This is a genomic window from Thermococcus fumicolans (assembly GCF_055386755.1).
This window is the reverse complement of the sequence record NZ_AP042424.1, coordinates 1,683,771-1,698,546: the sequence shown is the minus strand read 5'-3', so window position 1 is coordinate 1,698,546 and position 14,776 is coordinate 1,683,771. Positions and strand designations below refer to the sequence as shown.

General features: G+C 56.4%; 16 protein-coding genes. 9 read left to right on the top strand and 7 right to left on the bottom strand.

Annotated features, from left to right (window positions below; translation table 11 throughout):
• Positions 1 to 15: 15 nt before the first annotated feature.
• From ACZ5AM_RS09600 to purD, 3 genes are all read right to left on the bottom strand, one after another.
• Positions 16 to 1,212, bottom strand: coding sequence for an MFS transporter (locus ACZ5AM_RS09600; RefSeq protein WP_464914737.1), 1,197 nt, complete (start codon positions 1,210 to 1,212; stop codon positions 16 to 18).
• Positions 1,213 to 1,419: 207 nt separating this feature from the next.
• Complete coding sequence (locus ACZ5AM_RS09595; RefSeq protein ID WP_464914736.1) at positions 1,420 to 2,562, bottom strand: formate--phosphoribosylaminoimidazolecarboxamide ligase family protein; 1,143 nt, start codon at positions 2,560 to 2,562, stop codon at positions 1,420 to 1,422.
• A 10-nt stretch (positions 2,563 to 2,572) separates the two neighbouring features.
• A complete protein-coding gene (gene purD / locus ACZ5AM_RS09590; RefSeq protein WP_464916122.1) occupies positions 2,573 to 3,889 on the bottom strand; it encodes a phosphoribosylamine--glycine ligase in 1,317 nt (438 codons plus the stop codon).
• A gap of 151 nt (positions 3,890 to 4,040) precedes the next feature.
• Between purD and ACZ5AM_RS09585 the strand changes: the two genes are divergently transcribed.
• The 9 genes from ACZ5AM_RS09585 (at position 4,041) to ACZ5AM_RS09545 (ending at position 10,464) form a co-directional block, all read left to right on the top strand.
• The gene (locus tag ACZ5AM_RS09585) at positions 4,041 to 4,676 is read left to right on the top strand and encodes a hypothetical protein (RefSeq protein ID WP_464914735.1); all 636 of its coding nucleotides are present in this window, start codon (positions 4,041 to 4,043) and stop codon (positions 4,674 to 4,676) included.
• The gene (locus tag ACZ5AM_RS09580; protein ID WP_464914734.1) at positions 4,673 to 5,422 is read left to right on the top strand and encodes a hypothetical protein; all 750 of its coding nucleotides are present in this window, start codon (positions 4,673 to 4,675) and stop codon (positions 5,420 to 5,422) included. Before ACZ5AM_RS09585 ends, ACZ5AM_RS09580 begins: the two co-directional genes overlap by 4 nt.
• Positions 5,423 to 5,496: 74 nt before the next feature.
• Positions 5,497 to 5,928: a 5-(carboxyamino)imidazole ribonucleotide mutase gene (gene purE, locus ACZ5AM_RS09575; protein ID WP_464916121.1), complete on the top strand. Its 432-nt coding sequence runs from the start codon at positions 5,497 to 5,499 to the stop codon at positions 5,926 to 5,928.
• Positions 5,929 to 5,991: 63 nt separating this feature from the next.
• Entirely contained in the window at positions 5,992 to 6,981 is a 990-nt protein-coding gene (locus ACZ5AM_RS09570) for a TFIIB-type zinc ribbon-containing protein (protein ID WP_464914733.1), read from the top strand.
• Between the two features lie 4 nt (positions 6,982 to 6,985).
• Complete coding sequence (locus ACZ5AM_RS09565; RefSeq protein WP_464914732.1) at positions 6,986 to 7,882, top strand: zinc ribbon domain-containing protein; 897 nt, start codon at positions 6,986 to 6,988, stop codon at positions 7,880 to 7,882.
• A gap of 9 nt (positions 7,883 to 7,891) precedes the next feature.
• The gene (locus tag ACZ5AM_RS09560; RefSeq protein ID WP_464914731.1) at positions 7,892 to 8,386 is read left to right on the top strand and encodes a hypothetical protein; all 495 of its coding nucleotides are present in this window, start codon (positions 7,892 to 7,894) and stop codon (positions 8,384 to 8,386) included.
• A gap of 1 nt (position 8,387) precedes the next feature.
• Entirely contained in the window at positions 8,388 to 9,368 is a 981-nt protein-coding gene (locus tag ACZ5AM_RS09555) for an SPFH domain-containing protein (RefSeq protein WP_464914730.1), read from the top strand.
• Positions 9,369 to 9,523: 155 nt separating this feature from the next.
• Positions 9,524 to 10,345, top strand: a complete 822-nt coding sequence (locus ACZ5AM_RS09550) for a cysteine synthase family protein (RefSeq protein ID WP_464914729.1) — start codon at positions 9,524 to 9,526, stop codon at positions 10,343 to 10,345.
• Entirely contained in the window at positions 10,342 to 10,464 is a 123-nt protein-coding gene (locus ACZ5AM_RS09545; protein WP_464914728.1) for a hypothetical protein, read from the top strand. The genes ACZ5AM_RS09550 and ACZ5AM_RS09545 overlap by 4 nt, the downstream gene beginning before the upstream one ends.
• A 17-nt stretch (positions 10,465 to 10,481) precedes the next feature.
• Here ACZ5AM_RS09545 and ACZ5AM_RS09540 read toward each other — a convergent pair whose 3' ends face one another.
• From ACZ5AM_RS09540 to ACZ5AM_RS09525, 4 genes are all read right to left on the bottom strand, one after another.
• Complete coding sequence (locus tag ACZ5AM_RS09540) at positions 10,482 to 11,243, bottom strand: acetate--CoA ligase family protein (RefSeq protein ID WP_464914727.1); 762 nt, start codon at positions 11,241 to 11,243, stop codon at positions 10,482 to 10,484.
• 18 nt (positions 11,244 to 11,261) lie between these two features.
• Positions 11,262 to 12,680, bottom strand: coding sequence for an acetate--CoA ligase family protein (locus ACZ5AM_RS09535; protein WP_464914726.1), 1,419 nt, complete (start codon positions 12,678 to 12,680; stop codon positions 11,262 to 11,264).
• 103 nt (positions 12,681 to 12,783) lie between these two features.
• Positions 12,784 to 13,551: a sugar phosphate isomerase/epimerase family protein gene (locus tag ACZ5AM_RS09530; RefSeq protein ID WP_464914725.1), complete on the bottom strand. Its 768-nt coding sequence runs from the start codon at positions 13,549 to 13,551 to the stop codon at positions 12,784 to 12,786.
• Positions 13,552 to 14,742, bottom strand: a complete 1,191-nt coding sequence (locus ACZ5AM_RS09525; protein ID WP_464914724.1) for a magnesium transporter — start codon at positions 14,740 to 14,742, stop codon at positions 13,552 to 13,554. It abuts the gene before it with no gap.
• Positions 14,743 to 14,776 lie beyond the last annotated feature (34 nt).

The window sequence follows — 14,776 nt, the reverse complement described above, 5'->3', positions numbered from 1 at the left end:
AGAAAAATTCAAAAATCAGGCTCCCTCCACCGGGAGCCTCATCCTTGAGGAAACCAGGAGGGTCACGATGCCGAGGGCGGCCACCAGGAGGTATATCACCATACCCACTCCAACGCTGTGGACGAGAACGAACATGACGTTTGGGGCCACGGCGTTGGCTGAGTTGGATATCAGGCCGAGGGCAAAGCTCGCCTCGGGATAGATCTCCTTGGGGTAGGCGGCTGGGGCCGTAGTCCAGAAGGCCGGCCCGGTTCCCTGCACTATTCCGGTTATCGCTATCCCGAGGAGCGCGAGGGTGTAGTCGTTGGCGCTTATGGCCTTCCAGACGATGAAGAGGCCGATGAAGGTTACGGCGTAGGAGAGAGTCATGACGCTGACGATGGCCTTGAAGAGACCGCGGTTGGAGGTGTTCTTGACCGAGAGACGGTAGCCTAGGTAGCCCATCACTATTGACCAGACGCCCATTGAAACCTCTAGGGTTATGACGAGGTTCTCCACCTGGGACTTTGTGAAGTCGACGTTGTGGAGGGTGAATGAACCGAGGGTGAAGATTATCCAGAGGGCCGGGAAGAAGGTGAACCCGAAGACCCAGGTGAAGGGCATCTTCCAGACGTTGGCACCTTTGCTTGAGTGCTTCTCCTTGGGGATCTCGAAGTCCTCAACGAGGAGCCACCACACGGCGAGCATGACGTACATCATGACTGCGGACACGAGGAACGCGACCCTAACCGCCTCCCATCCGGAGTAGGCGTGGGAAGCCCACTTGGCGAGGCTTATGCCGTAGATCCCGCCCCAGAAGATCCCCGAGAGGATTATTCCCTTTGCAAAGGGCCTCTCGGCGACGAAAAGCCTTCCTATCTGGTTGCTGAAGACTGCTATGAGGGCAACTATGAATCCCTGGAAGAAGCGGAGCGCAACCACACCCCACCAGTTGGACATGAACGGGATCAGAAACTGTGGAATAGCTGCGAAGCTGACGATTAAAGCCACGCTCCTCTTGAAAGACCCCTTGAAGAGGCTCGTCCCGCCGAGGAGGAATGCCACGAAGAGGCCGACTACGTAGGCCGTCTGTTGGTAGCCCATCATCGCCTCGGTTATGCCGTAGTGCGTCAAAACGGTGTCCTTGAACTTCTCGAGCATGTGCATCGTTCCAAAGCCGGCCGCAACGACCAGCATGTCCATGAACACGAACTTCCAGCGGTTATCGCTCAAACTATCACCCCCGAGCTGATGCGGATCATTGGGAACAGATGTAGCTCTGGCAGAGTCTTAAAAACGTTCCTCGAATAGAATGCGGCCTTTGCTGGAAAAACCGGAATTTGATTGGTTTTTGTCCCGAATCCTAAGAACATCTTGCGGTTTGAATAATGGATCCGGTTTAACGTTACCTGGCTGCAAACCAACAAAAAAGGAAATGGTTCACGTGGCAATCTTCTCAAGCTCATCTAACTCAACCGCTCGCTTAATCTCAAGGGCAACTCTCCTTCCAGTGCTCATCGACTTCCTCCACAGGGCGTTCCCGTATGGATGCCCCATCGCCATGTGAATGTTGGTCCCCCCTCCGGTTCTCGGGGCAACGTCGTAGATATAGAAGTTGAGATCCTTGTCCACGGCCGTCTGGAGTGTAAACGGCCCTATTATCCCGGGCGGATAGTACTCCTGTGTTGCCTTCACGTACCTCTCGGCCATGTCGAAGACCTTCTCCAAGAGGCTCTCGCGGAGCGTTGAGGAGGCGTGGCCAGTAACGGTGTACTCGGGCTCGAACTGCCACTCCGGAAGGGTCAGCTGCTGGCTCGCTGGAAGCCTTACATGGCCATCCAGACTTGTCTCGAAGCGCCAGTCTATTCCGAGTAGCTCGATTTCCCCGTCAATCGGCGAGTAGAAGAAGTCGAAGTTGAAGACCGGGCCGATTATGTAGCGCTCGATTCTCGCCTTGGCTAGGTCTTCCTCCGTGATGACGCCGAGCTTCTTCAACCGCTCCGTCTTCTCCCTGAACTCTTTGTAGCTTGCCGCTGTAAAGAAACCGCGCTCAAGCCTCTTCTTTGCGTGGGGTAGCTTGACTATAACCAGGCCGACCTCGTCAATCTCCTCGGGCTTTACCTCCTCCGGGTATGGGAGCTTGGCCTTCTCAAGGAGCCAGTAGTAGCTCTTCTCCTCGCTCCTCTCCTCACTCCTGAGGAGGTTCCTGCTGCCGAAGAGAGGAACGCGGAAGTCGTTCTCCACTCTGTCAATGCCCGTGTAGACCACAAAGGAGCGGTTAGGGACGAAGATAACGTTCCTCTTCACAAGCTCCTCCTGAATGTCCACGATTTGGGCGAACTTCTCTAAGATTATAACCTCGTCTATGAAGCCCTTGGTGAGGCCGTCCCGCGTCTTTCTCAGCCTGAAGTACTCGGCGTAGGTTCTGTGCCTGCCCCTCTGCGCGACGACGAGGACAGGCAGACCCTCTTCCTTCGCTCCATCGGCTATATCAAGCGCGGAGTGGCTCCCTATAACGCCTACAGTTATCTTCTCGGGGTCGTACTTCTCAAGGACTTCCAGAATCTCTTCACGACTTATCATCCCGACCACCTCAGCAGGGGCTCGGCTCGAATTCTCTCCCGAGTTTTTTCATAAGCTCAGTCCTCCTCTCAACGCTCTCCCTTGTTCCAACGTCCCTCCTGTGAAAGAGCTCGCCCCTTATGTGTGGAACCGCGCTCTCGGCAATTCTCTCGGCATCTTCGAGGTTCTCCGCTATTCCCAGGACAGCTATTGCCCTTGAGCCGAGGAGATTAAAGCCCTCGTCGATGGAGGCGTAGTAGAGCCTCGCACCGGCCTCTTCCACAGCTTTTTCATCAACCTCGACCCTAACGCCTTTGACCGGGTTCACTGGGTAGCCCTTTGGTGCCAGATACTTTACAACGGTGGCCCTGCTCTCGAACTCCGCTTTTCTCAGGTTGCCGTCCACGATTCCCTCCGTTATCTCAAGCAGGCTCGTCTTCAGGAGCGGAAGGACGTTTATGGCCTCCGGGTCGCCGAACCGGGCGTTGTACTCTATGAGGACCGGCCCGTCTCCGCTCAGCATGAACTGGCCGTATAGGATGCCCTTGTAGGGTGTTCCCTCCCTTCTCATGGCCTCGACGGTAGCTTTAAGCGTCTCAAGGGCCTTCTCGTAGTCCTCACGGGTTACAAAGGGGAGTAGATGATTGGGGCACGAGTAAGAACCCATTCCGCCGGTTATCGGACCCTCATCGTTCTCGTAGGCGTGGGGGTAGTCCTGAGCGAGTGGCATTGGGATTACCCTTTTCCCATTGCTGAAGACCTGAAATGTGAACTCAACGCCGTCGGTGCGCTCCTCTACCAGAACCTTCCCGTCCCTTCTGATGAGCTCCTCGGCGTAGGCCTTTGCCTCTTCGTTGTCCTTAAGCTGGTAACCGACCACCTTAACGCCCTTTCCGCCCGTGAGGCCGATGGGCTTCACCACCACTGGCTTTCCGAAGTCGTCTATCCACGAGCGCATCTCGCTGACGTCGGTGAAGACGCGGAAGACCTTCCTTCCAGGGATTTCGTTGCGCTCCATGAAGGCCCTAGCGAAGGCCTTGTCGGTTTCGAGTTTGGCCGCTTCCCTGCTCGGGCCGACCGCAGGGATCCCGTTTTCTTCAAGGATATCAACGAGTCCCCTCTCCAGGGGTGCCTCAGGACCTATGAAGGCCATATCAACGCCGAACTTTTCGGCATATTCCAAAACCTTCCTCACGTCGGTTTCCTTTGCTAGGCCGTAACCCTTTGCGAGCCTCGCCAGGCCCGGGTTTTTGGCCTTTGAAACGACGTAGAGCTCGGCGCCGTCCCTGACGAGGGCCTCTCCAATCGCGTGCTCCCTTCCACCGCCACCAACGAGCAGAACCTTCATGGTTTTCACCAATTAAATGTCAAAAACTTCGTCTTTTAAGGTTTGTTTTTGCATTTATTTGGCAAAAATTGAGGGGGGCTCGCGGTGTGGGTCCGTTCGTCCGCCGCAAAGTATTTATCGTCTGAACTTGATATTCCATTGGGGACTCACTATGGACTGTGAGGAAAAACTAAGAACAACGATATCAAGATCATTCCTAGAGAACAGGATTGTGGGCGTTATAGACCGGGATGTTTCGTCGTTTACATACATATCTGCCTTGAAGAGCCTGCGGGAGCCTCTGGAGGACGGTAAATACGTGTGGGTGGTCTCGTATGAGCCGTTGCAGAGCCTTTTTAGGGACCTCCGCAGGGCGGGGCTGGAATACGGTAGGTACTTGGGAAAGAACCTTTACATCCTGGACGTCTTCGGCTCTATAAGGCACATCGACTCCGAGGTAGATGGTGTTTTTGTGCTGTCCGGCTACTTGGACGACCGGGTCTTCATCCTCAAGTACAGAACCCTCATCGAGGAGCTCCTCTCCAAGCTGGATCCGGATGACGTCATCGTCGTGGGCTACCTAGAGTCGGGAATGTGCAGGCTCTTTGATAACCCTGTGAGGACTCAAAAACTGCTCTGGAGCCTGAGGGAGGAATCCGGGATCAGGACGTCCGGCCTGATAACCTACATAAAGCCCGAATGTCCGCAGCTGGAGGAGTTCATCTACCTGTACTCGGACTACGTCTTTGAGGGTTTCATGGAGGGGAGGGAGAGGAGGATCATCATGACCAAGGGTGATGGGGAATGATCCTTGAACTCGGCATTAAGGAACTCGACGATCTTTTGGGAGGGGTCGTTGAGAAAAGTCTTATCCTCGTCCACGAGTCGGATCCGAGATCGCTGGGGAGGTTCATAGCCTTCGAGATAATGAGGAGGAAGCTGGATTCTGACAACCTGGTTGGTTTCTTTAACATCGGGACCCCTATCCTCGTTTTGCTGGGGGTGATGGAAAAGGCCGGGATCGACTGGAGGAGGCACCTCAACGACGGGAGGCTCATGATAATCGACACCTTCGGGAGCATCTACGACGTAAGGAGGGATCTCAACAACGTCTGGTACCTGAAGAGCCCAATAGACCTCGACACCCTCAACGACAAGTACATCAACGTCATCGGGGCCCACAAGCGGAAGTGGGCGGAGATGGGGATGTTCGAGGGAAGGGAGCTGTGGGGGGTAACGGTCTCCATGTCCGACTACCTCACCATGTTCAGTCCCAAGGCCACCCAGCGTTATCTGGAGGTGTCTGACCTCCAGAGGAGCAGGTCCTACGTTTACAGGAAGTACCCGGCCGGGACGAACGTCTGGACGTACACCGGGGAGGACACGGTGGTGCTCCCCCTCCTGTACCGCAAGGCCGACTACATCCTGAAAACTGAGAGCAGGGTCGAGAACGGGGAAGTAAAAAGGTACCTCCACGTTCTCAAGACCCCCGACATGAGGGAAGTGTCCACGGTGGAGTACGGGTTTAAAGGTGGCGGGGTAGTCTTCGGCTGATTTTCAGCAAATTTTTGTAGAACTCTTCGAAACATTTTTAAGTTTTAGGCATTTTTGTGTAAACGGTGATGGACGTGAAGGTTCTCGTGGTGATGGGCAGCAGGAGCGATTCGCAGGTAGCTGAGAAGGTCACCTCGGTTCTCGACGAGTTCGGCGTCGACTACGACGTCGAGGTCGCCTCCGCCCACAGGAACCCCAAGAAGGTCGAGGAGCTGGCGAAGAAGGACTACGACGTCTTCATAGCCATAGCCGGCTTAAGTGCGGCTTTGCCCGGCGTAATAGCGTCTCACACGACCAAACCGGTTATAGGCGTCCCCGTCTCTGCGAAGCTCGGCGGCCTCGACGCACTCCTGAGCATAGCCCAGCTTCCGCCTGGAGTTCCCGTTGCGGCTGTCGGCATAGACAACGGCAAGAACGCTGCGTTACTGGCGATAGAGATTCTCGCGCTGAAGGACGAAGACCTGAGGCAGAAGCTCGAGGATTACAGGGAGAGAATGAGGGCTTAAGCCGCTTTTCTCGATATTCTTAAATACTTTGAAGGCGTTGTGGTTACTATCTAGGGTGATAGTATGGAGGAAGCGTCTTTTAAGTGCGAACGCTGTGGGGCGCCGCTGGAGGTCTCGCCCGAGACGATAGTGGCCATATGCCCCTACTGCGGTTTCCCCAACCACATAAGCGGGAACCTCAAAACCGAGAGCATATACGTCGTCCCCTCCTTGGACAAGAACGCGATAGCCCAGGCCTTCTGGGGGAGGGTGGAGAAGGATTTTGACCTGAGGCGCATAAAGGACGACCTTCAGATAGTGGGCATAAAGGGCCACTACGCCCCATACTGGAGCGGCGTTGTCCACGTCCAGGGTACCGTCAGGTACATGAGGAGGGAAGAGGAGTGCCATACTGACTCAAAGGGGAACACCCACTGCCACACCGTCGAGAGGCACTACACCGAGAGGGTGAACGAGGACATGAGGCTCCTCGGCTCGGCCAGGAGACAAATCAAGAGCTTCGGCGTTGAGGACCTGATAACGCACTTCTCCAAGACCTGGCCGGAGGGAAAGAGGCTTCTGGATCTCGATGAGGACGCTTGGTCGAAGATAAAGTTGGAGATCCTGAACACGGAGATGGACGAGAGGCAGGCCAGACTGATAATGAGGGAAGATGCGGTGGACATCGTCAGAAACCGCTTTCTGGCCAAGTCCGACAGGATAGAGCGCTTCGACATCCACGCCGATGAGCCGAAGGACGTTAAGCTCCTCCTCCTGCCCATGTGGACGGTTTACTACCGCTACGGCAACTCGATATTCCAGGCCGTCTTCGCAGGCTGGGACGGCAAAGGGGTGGCCACCACCGAACCTATGAACGTCTTCAGGCAGGCTGAGTACCTGGCGGGGGCCGGGGCCGGGATGTTGATAGCTTCCTTCGGTGCGGCCGCCTTCGGGAGTTCGCCCGTCTTCGCTGTTCTGGCCCTCATTGGCGGTGCCGCCATAAGCTGGTTCGCGGGGAGCAAGGTGCTCGAAGGCCAGAGGGTCGAGCGCGAGAAAAAGGGATTGCTGGGGTGATACCATGGAGGTAACGTGCCCAACCTGCTCGGCGACGTTTAAGGTTCCCGATACGGTCAGCGTCGTCACGTGCCCCTACTGCGGCACGACGTTCCACGTCCACACGGGGGAGGAGGCCGAGGTGGAGCATTTCTTCTTCCCGCCGATGAAGGAAGACCCAGCGGGAAGGCTCCTCAAGTTCCTCTCGCGGCAGTACGGCGCCCCGGCTGATATAACAGGGGCCAGGGTGACTAAAAAAGAGCTCCACTGGGTTCCGGTTTACTTCTTCTACCTCCACGGCAGGAGCAGAATCAAGGAGACCGTCGAGGAGGTTGAGTTCCTCGGAATCCCGGCCGGTTCCCCCTTCAAGACACTCCTGATGAACTACCCCTTCCCGGTGAGGGGAAAGAAGTTCTTCGACGAGGGCATCGTTAGGAAGGGAAAGTACTACGAGCCTGAGATGGAGAGGGAGGAGGCCGAGGAGATAGCTCGTTCCAGGCTTAAGAATGCCCTGAAAAAGGAGGCGAGCGAGGAGAGCAGCTACGCCGGTGAGCTGGAGCTCAACGTTAAGTTTCAGGGCCTGGTGCACTACCCCATCTGGGAGGTTCACTACGAGTACGGGGGTAGGAGCTTCGTTAACTTCGTTGACGGAACCGACGGGCGGGTAATCAGGGGAGAGTACCCTCTCATGAGCGAGGCCAGGAAGAAGGCAACGCTCCTTGGCTCGGGACTGATAGGGGCAGGAATCGTCCTAGGCCTGATAGCGTCTGGAGTTTTAAGTAGTGCATGGGGCATCGTGGGCGGCCTGTCAGCTGGAGTTGCTGGGGGAGCGGCCATATTCTCAAAGGGCTCGGTGGGTAAGAGGACCGTGAGCGAGGTAATGAGAACGGACCGCGGCAACGTTTATTTCAGGTCACTGTGAGGTGGTATCATGGGCAAGGAAACTTCGATTTGGGAAAAGCTGGAGCTCGTTGTCCCGGGCTTCCACGGCTACAAGAAGAAGGAACTCCTGAGGGAGGACGACAGGCTGATCCGCGGGAAGGCTGCGGAGCTGCTGGCGGGGGCCAGGAGGGAGCTTGAGAGGGCCCTCCAGAGGTGCGCAATGGTGAACTGCCCCCAGCTGGCTGCTATAGATGGCCTTAGAAAGAAGCTCGTCACCCTCGAGGGCAAGGTCAAGCATGCGGAAGCTGGCTACGCGGGCTACTTCGACAGGATCAAGGTGAAGGAGAAGGAGCTTGAGAGGCTCATAGAGTACGACGGTAGGATGATAAGCCTGGCCGAGGAGATAAAAAACCTCGCGGGCTCTCTGAACGGCGCAGTTACAGATCCAGCTAGGCTGGGTTCGGCCGTTCTGGAGCTGGACGACAAGCTCCTACAGCTTGAGGACACAATAGAAGGCAGAACCGCCATACTGAGGGGTGAGTGAAATGGTTCAGGTGATAGAGTGGGTTAGCCCGGGTGAGGACGAGATAATCTGGAGGTACCCTAACGAGGTAATAAAGTGGGGGGCCCAGCTCATCGTCCACGAGTACGAGGTAGCGGTCTTCATGCGCGACGGAAAGGTCTACGACGTCTTCGGCCCGGGGAGGCACACTATAACGACGCAGAACCTCCCACTGCTGTACAAGCTGGTTGGGGGCTCGAACAGCCCCTTCAAGGCGACGGTAATCTTCGTCAGCATGAAGGAGTTCCAGGGGCGCTATGGGGGAGAAACCCAGACGAGAGAACTTGCCCCGGTCAAGTACTACGGCGTCTACTGGTTCAAGGTCGCCGATCCGGTGCAGTTCCTCACCGAAGTCGTCGGTGGCCAGAGCCTCTACGACACGAACGACGTCACGAAGTTCATTCGCGCTTACTTCAACGAGGGCATGATGAAGTACCTCTCCTCATATTCGATCGTCGACCTCTTCCAGAACCTTGACTCCGTGAGCACCCAGGTCAAGGTCAAACTGCTGGAGGACTTCAGGAGGTTCGGCCTCGAGCTCGTCGATGTGAAGATCGAAGGGGTGAACACGACGGACGAGTGGAGGCAGAGGCTCTTCTGGATAATGCACACCGGCAACGCTCAGGCTGTGATGCAGATGGACACGGCCAAGCAGGTCGCGGCAGAACTCGGCAAGAGCGGGAGTGCTTCAGTTGGAACGGGCATGGTGCTCATCCCCCAGCTCATGCAGCCGGCCCAGCCGTACGCGGGTGGCGGCGTTCCCCCAGCAGGTTACGGGGGAGCCGTCCAGCAAAACGTCCAGGGGCCTCAACAGCAGGAAATCTGTCCCTACTGCGGCAAGCCGATCCCCCCAGGGGCCAGGTTCTGCCCCTACTGCGGGCATGAAATTAAACGTTGTCCCAACGGCCACATAGTCCCGGAGGGGGCAAAGTTCTGCCCCGTGTGTGGGGCAAAAATCGAATGATCTTCCATTTTGTTCGATCTTTCCTTTAGAAACTTTTTTAAATAATGTGCTGAGTTCTTTCCGGTGATGGCAAATGAACGTGTTTAACAGCACCATGGAACTGTACGAAAAGTACAAGCCCACCCCCCTTGTCAGGCTTTCCTTTGAGAGGGGGGATGTCTTTTGCCAAGCTGGAGTTCTTTAACCCCTTCAGCAGGAGCATAAAGGACAGGACCGCTTTTAACATGCTTCTACGCGCGATGGAGCGCGGGGACATCAACGGCACGAGGAAGCTCTTCGAGGCGAGCTCCGGCAACACCAGCGTTTCATTGGCGGCCTTGAGCAACGTTTTCGGCATAGATTTCAGGGCGTACCTGCCAAAGCCGACTCCAAAGGCCACGCGGGTTCTCCTCAGGGTTCTCGGCGCTGAGGTCGTGGTCACGGACTTCGAGACCATTGACCAGGAGATGGTCGAGTTCGTCAAGGGGGAGGCGGGGAAGGCGGGAGCGACTAACCTCAACCAGTTCGAGAACGACGACAACTTTCTCGCTCACTACCGCGTTACCGCTAGAGAGATCGAGGAGCAGCTGCGGAGCATCGGGAAGGAACCCGACGTGCTTATAGCGGGAATCGGAACATCCGGACACATGGCTGGTATAGCCAAGTACCTCAAGGAGCGCTACGATACCTATGTCATCGGCGTCGTTCCCGCTCCGGGCGAGAAGATTCCGGGGATAAAGAGGCTGGGCACGGGGCAGAAGTGGTATCCCCTCGTGGAGATAGACCGCGTTCTCGAGGTAACGAGGAACGAGGCCATCGAGGGCTCCATTAGAGTCGCCCGGAGGGACGGCCTGCTGATAGGGCTTAGCTCCGGCGCAGTCGTGAAGGCCTACGAGAGGGTCTCGGAGGAGTTTGGCGACGGCACCTACGTCCTAATCTTCCCGGACGATGGGTTTAAATACGTGGAGGTCTTTGAGAGCTATCTGGGGATGACATGAGGGTTGTAGATCTCCCCCATCTTTTCTTCTATGAGGTGCTTATTCAAAGGACGATGGGGGTATTTTGGAACTTCTTCGGACTTAACCCGCCGAAAACAAGAGATAAAATGGGGGATTGAGGACGGAAGTTAGTACCTTAGGCGCACCTCTCTCTGTACTCTGAGCTTATCTCCGGCTTCTCGTCCTTCGGCTCCTTGACGATTATCCTGGCGTCAACGACCACAGCGCCTTCTCCTTCGTTGTAGACGAAGACGGGGTTGAGGTCCATCTCCTTGATGTAATCCCTGAGGTCGTCGACGAGCTCGCTGACCTTGAGCAGGAGCTGGACGATGGCCTCTATGTCGGCCGGCTCCTCGCCGCGCGCTCCAGCCAGAATCGGGTAGCTCTTTATCTCCCTTATCATCTTCCTAGCGTCGCGCTCGGTTATCGGGATTATGCGGAAGGTGACGTCCTTGAGGACCTCGACGAAGATGCCGCCGAGGCCGAACATGAGCGCGTGGCCGAACTGCGGGTCTTCGGTGACGCCGATGATTATCTCCCTGCCGACCTTGAGCATTGGAGCTATGAGGACGCCGAGGATTTCAGCGTCGGGGCGGTATTTGCGCGCGTTCTCGTGGATGACCTCCCACTTCTCCTTGAGCTCCTCGGGGGTCTTTATGTTGAGGAGAACGACCTTGGCGTCGCTCTTGTGGAGAATCTGCGGTGACATGAGCTTCATGGCAACCGGGTAGCCGATCTCCTCGGCGTACTTCAGAGCCTCATCGAGAGTCTTCGCGAGCTTCTCCTCCGGGACGGGAAGGCCGTAAGCTTTCAGCACCTGCTTGGCCTCGTACTCAACGAGGGCAGTCCTTCCAGAGGCGAGGACTTCCTTAATAACTTTGAGGGCTTCCTCCTTCATGGTACCACCACCAAACGCTCAAGAACCCCTCCTCAGGTATTCAGCGTACCTGACAAGGCCCGCCATGGCCCTGACGCCCCTCTCGGGGGTCGGGTAAACGGGGACTCCCTTCTCCTCAAGCAGTCTCGCGTAGTGGTCGGTCTTCTTACCGCCCATTGCGACCGCCACAATGGGCTTGTCGCTCTTCTTCTGGTATTCAGCCAAGATGTCGATTATCTTCTCCTCCTCAAGGAGCGGCACCTGGAAGAGGACGATGACGACTATGGCATCGACGTTCGGGTCGTTGACAAAGCCCTCGATGGCTATCCTGTACCTTTCCGCGTCGGTGTCGCCCACGACGTCGGTCGGGTTGCCCGGAACCGCGTGCGGCGGGAAGTTCTCCCTGAGGAACTTTATCGTCTCCTCGCTCAGCTCGGCCATCCTGAGGCCGAATTTAGCTACCGCATCGCTGGCCATAACGCCCGCTCCACCGCCATCGGTGATGATGCCTATCCTGTCGCCCTTCGGGAGCTTGTCCTTGAGTGCCGCGAAGGCCTTGGCGAGGTCGAACATGTGCTCGAAGTCCTCGGCGCGGATAATCCCGGTCTGCTTGAAGACCGCGTCGTAAATCGTGTCCGCTCCGGCGAGTGAACCGGTGTGGGAAGAGGCGGCCTTGGCACCGTACTCGGTCCTTCCGCTCTTCAAAGCGATGACCGGCTTGACCTTGGTTATCCTCTTGGCGCTCTCGATGAACTTCCTTCCGTCCTTAACGCCCTCGATGTAGAAGGTGACGACGTTTATCTCGTCGTCGTGGATGAAGTAGTCCATTAAATCAGCGTCGTCGACGTCGAGCTTGTTGCCGTAGCTGACCATCTTGCCGATCCCTATTCCGGCCATGGCCGCCCAGTCGAGCATAGCGGCGGCAAAGGCACCGCTCTGGCTGACGAAGGCTATCGGACCGCTCTTGGGCCTGTCCATCTTGCTCTCCGGCAGGAAGACCGTGTCAACGCCGGTGTCAGGAACGTAAACGCCAACACAGTTGGGGCCGATAACGCGTATTCCATTGGCCTTGGCTATCTCGTAGATTTCGCGCTCGAGCTTCTTGCCCTCTTCACCGAGCTCTCCGAAGCCGCCCGTGATGATTATGACCGACTTGATGCCCTTCTCGGCGATGTCCTTCATCGTTGCCGGGACAAACGGAGCAGGTATCGAGATGACCGCCAGATCGGTGTCATCGGGAAGCTCCTTAACGGTCTTGTAGACCTTGTAGCCATCTATCTCGTCGAGCTTGGGGTTCACCGGGTAGATGTTGCCCTTGAAGATTCCGCGCTCCTTGTTGGTTTTGAAGTTCTCAAAAATGACGTTTCCAACCTTACCCTTCTTGTTGGTTGCACCGATGATAGCGACCGCCTTCGGGTCGAAGAAGGGCCTCATTTCTTCCACTATCCTTTCCGCCATTGGTATCCCTCCGCCAGAAACTGCTTCTCGGAGAAAATTCATTCCGGATGTATAAAAGAGTTGCGTTTTGTAAAAACTGGACTCCAATGAACTGAAAAGTCCATCAGTGTAAACCTCTTAAAAATTCGAGGCTCCTCCTGGCGGATTCAAGGTCGTTCACCTCGAGGGTCCTCGTCACATCGGGCAGCTTCGGGAGCACCCTTCTCCACGGAACGGTTCCGTCACCGACCGGAAGGTGCTCGTCCCTCTCCCCGGAGTTGTCGTGGAGGTGGATGTGGACTATCCTGCCGCCGAAAAGCTCTATGAAGCGGTCGAAGTCCCTCGTCGTCGTGTTGAGGTGGCCGACGTCGAAGGTGACCCCGATTTCGACGCCCTCGATTATCTCGGCCAGCCTGTCGCAGTCCTGGGCGTCGAGGATGGGGAAACGGGGCATGTTCTCGACGCCGACCTTTACGCCGTACTCCTCACTCCAGCGGGCTATCTTCCTCAGGGATTCCCTGTGGATTTCGAGGTACTCGCGGCGGTTCTTGACGCTCACAGGGGAGCAGTGGCCGGGGTGGATTGTCACGGCCAAGGCGTCGAGCTCAGCTGAAAGCTCCAGCGTCCCGCGGATTATCTCCAGCGAAGCTTTTCTTATGCGCTCGTTGAAGGAGGCTATGTTCACGTCGCTGAAGGGCGCGTGTACGGTGGCCTTCATTCCGTAGGAGTCGAGAGTTTCTCGGAAGAGTGCGAGATTATCCTGGGTCAGATAGTGCGGCCACTCGCTCAGGATTTCGATGAAGTCGAAGCCGAGTTCTTTGGCGACCCTAACCCATTCCTCAAACCCATCGAGGCTTTTTTCGCCGTAAGCGGTCATCGACAGGCCTATCATTCAACCACCCACCATCAGCTTGGCCATCAGGACCACGTAGAGGGTGCCGAAGATGTCGCTGTTGTTCGAGATGAGCGGGATGGCCACGTGGTCGGGGTCGATGTTGTGTTTGAACATGAAGTAGGAGAGGGTGTAGGCGTAGAGCATTATAAAGAGCGCCATGAAGGGATACGTCAGAACAACCAGATAGGCGGAGCGGGGAATGGGGTTCCCCGTGATGAGGGTCATCAGCGCGCCGCCGATGAGAACCTTGGTCAGCCCTATCACAGGTGCCGTTGTGAAGAGGGCTACGACGTCGGTGAAGGCCTTGGGGCAGAGGAAGCTCTCTATCTCACCGAGGTGGAGCTTGGTGGAGGTTTTCGCCGCTATAATCGAGCCGTAGTTTCCGAAGGAGCTGAGGAGCGAGGGGTAGATGAAGCTCAGTATCACCGAGGCCTGGATGACCCCGCTGAACCTGGCGAGGAGCGAACCGGATACGGTGGAGAGCAGCGCGAGGCCGGTTATCGTGATGAAGACCTGCTTCAGCTCGAGGAACTCCGCCTTCCTGACCCTGCTTATCGCGGCAACGATGAGGAAAAACCCAATCATGGCGTAGTTGAAGAGCCTGAAAGCCTCGGGCGATTCCTCTATAAGGAGGATGAAGAGAACCAGCGACGGGACGGTGAGGAAGTCGCCCATCGAAGCCACCAGAGGCGCTGCGACGCTGTCCGGGTCGGTGCCGCGCCTGAAGGCGAATATCGTCACGAAGGAGGTGAAGTAGCCGAGTATGAAGGAGACCAGTATCGTCGAGGTTATCACTATTATGAGGACGTCGAAGGCGTTCTTCTTTATGCCCGTGACTACACCAATGGCCCAGAGGAGGAAAATCGGGATGAGTGATATGAGCATCCTCAGGACTATTTCCTTGAGAACCTTCTTGTCGCGCAGGGAAGGCTCGAGGTCACCGAGGTAGAGCATCGTGGAGAAGCGCGAGGCCATAGAGCCGAAAACGTTCCCGCGGAGGCCCATTATACCTGGGAGGACTACCAGAAGGCCGGGGAACTGTTTTCGTATTACATCAAAGTACTTGCCCAGAAACGTGCCGCCGAACAGGCCGAATATCTGGGACGTGAACAGGGACGGTAGCGTAACCCTGTAGGCTTCCTTGATCTTTTCCTTAAGCTCTGGGTATATCCTGCCTTCCCACATCATACAAACCCAAAATAGTGGGTGAGAGGGACTATTA

What these genes read in the sequence shown, in the direction of transcription:
- ACZ5AM_RS09540 (WP_464914727.1), bottom strand. Translation starts at nt 11,243, where the DNA reads ATGAAGGAGGAAGCCCTCAAAGTTATTAAGGAAGTCCTCGCCTCTGGA.
- ACZ5AM_RS09580 (WP_464914734.1), top strand. Translation starts at nt 4,673, where the DNA reads ATGATCCTTGAACTCGGCATTAAGGAACTCGACGATCTTTTGGGAGGG.
- ACZ5AM_RS09585 (WP_464914735.1), top strand. Translation starts at nt 4,041, where the DNA reads ATGGACTGTGAGGAAAAACTAAGAACAACGATATCAAGATCATTCCTA.
- ACZ5AM_RS09535 (WP_464914726.1), bottom strand. Translation starts at nt 12,680, where the DNA reads ATGGCGGAAAGGATAGTGGAAGAAATGAGGCCCTTCTTCGACCCGAAG.
- ACZ5AM_RS09530 (WP_464914725.1), bottom strand. Translation starts at nt 13,551, where the DNA reads ATGATAGGCCTGTCGATGACCGCTTACGGCGAAAAAAGCCTCGATGGG.
- ACZ5AM_RS09545 (WP_464914728.1), top strand. Translation starts at nt 10,342, where the DNA reads ATGAGGGTTGTAGATCTCCCCCATCTTTTCTTCTATGAGGTGCTTATT.
- ACZ5AM_RS09570 (WP_464914733.1), top strand. Translation starts at nt 5,992, where the DNA reads ATGGAGGAAGCGTCTTTTAAGTGCGAACGCTGTGGGGCGCCGCTGGAG.
- ACZ5AM_RS09525 (WP_464914724.1), bottom strand. Translation starts at nt 14,742, where the DNA reads ATGATGTGGGAAGGCAGGATATACCCAGAGCTTAAGGAAAAGATCAAG.
- ACZ5AM_RS09560 (WP_464914731.1), top strand. Translation starts at nt 7,892, where the DNA reads ATGGGCAAGGAAACTTCGATTTGGGAAAAGCTGGAGCTCGTTGTCCCG.
- ACZ5AM_RS09555 (WP_464914730.1), top strand. Translation starts at nt 8,388, where the DNA reads ATGGTTCAGGTGATAGAGTGGGTTAGCCCGGGTGAGGACGAGATAATC.
- ACZ5AM_RS09595 (WP_464914736.1), bottom strand. Translation starts at nt 2,562, where the DNA reads ATGATAAGTCGTGAAGAGATTCTGGAAGTCCTTGAGAAGTACGACCCC.
- ACZ5AM_RS09550 (WP_464914729.1), top strand. Translation starts at nt 9,524, where the DNA reads ATGTCTTTTGCCAAGCTGGAGTTCTTTAACCCCTTCAGCAGGAGCATA.
- ACZ5AM_RS09565 (WP_464914732.1), top strand. Translation starts at nt 6,986, where the DNA reads ATGGAGGTAACGTGCCCAACCTGCTCGGCGACGTTTAAGGTTCCCGAT.
- purD (WP_464916122.1), bottom strand. Translation starts at nt 3,889, where the DNA reads ATGAAGGTTCTGCTCGTTGGTGGCGGTGGAAGGGAGCACGCGATTGGA.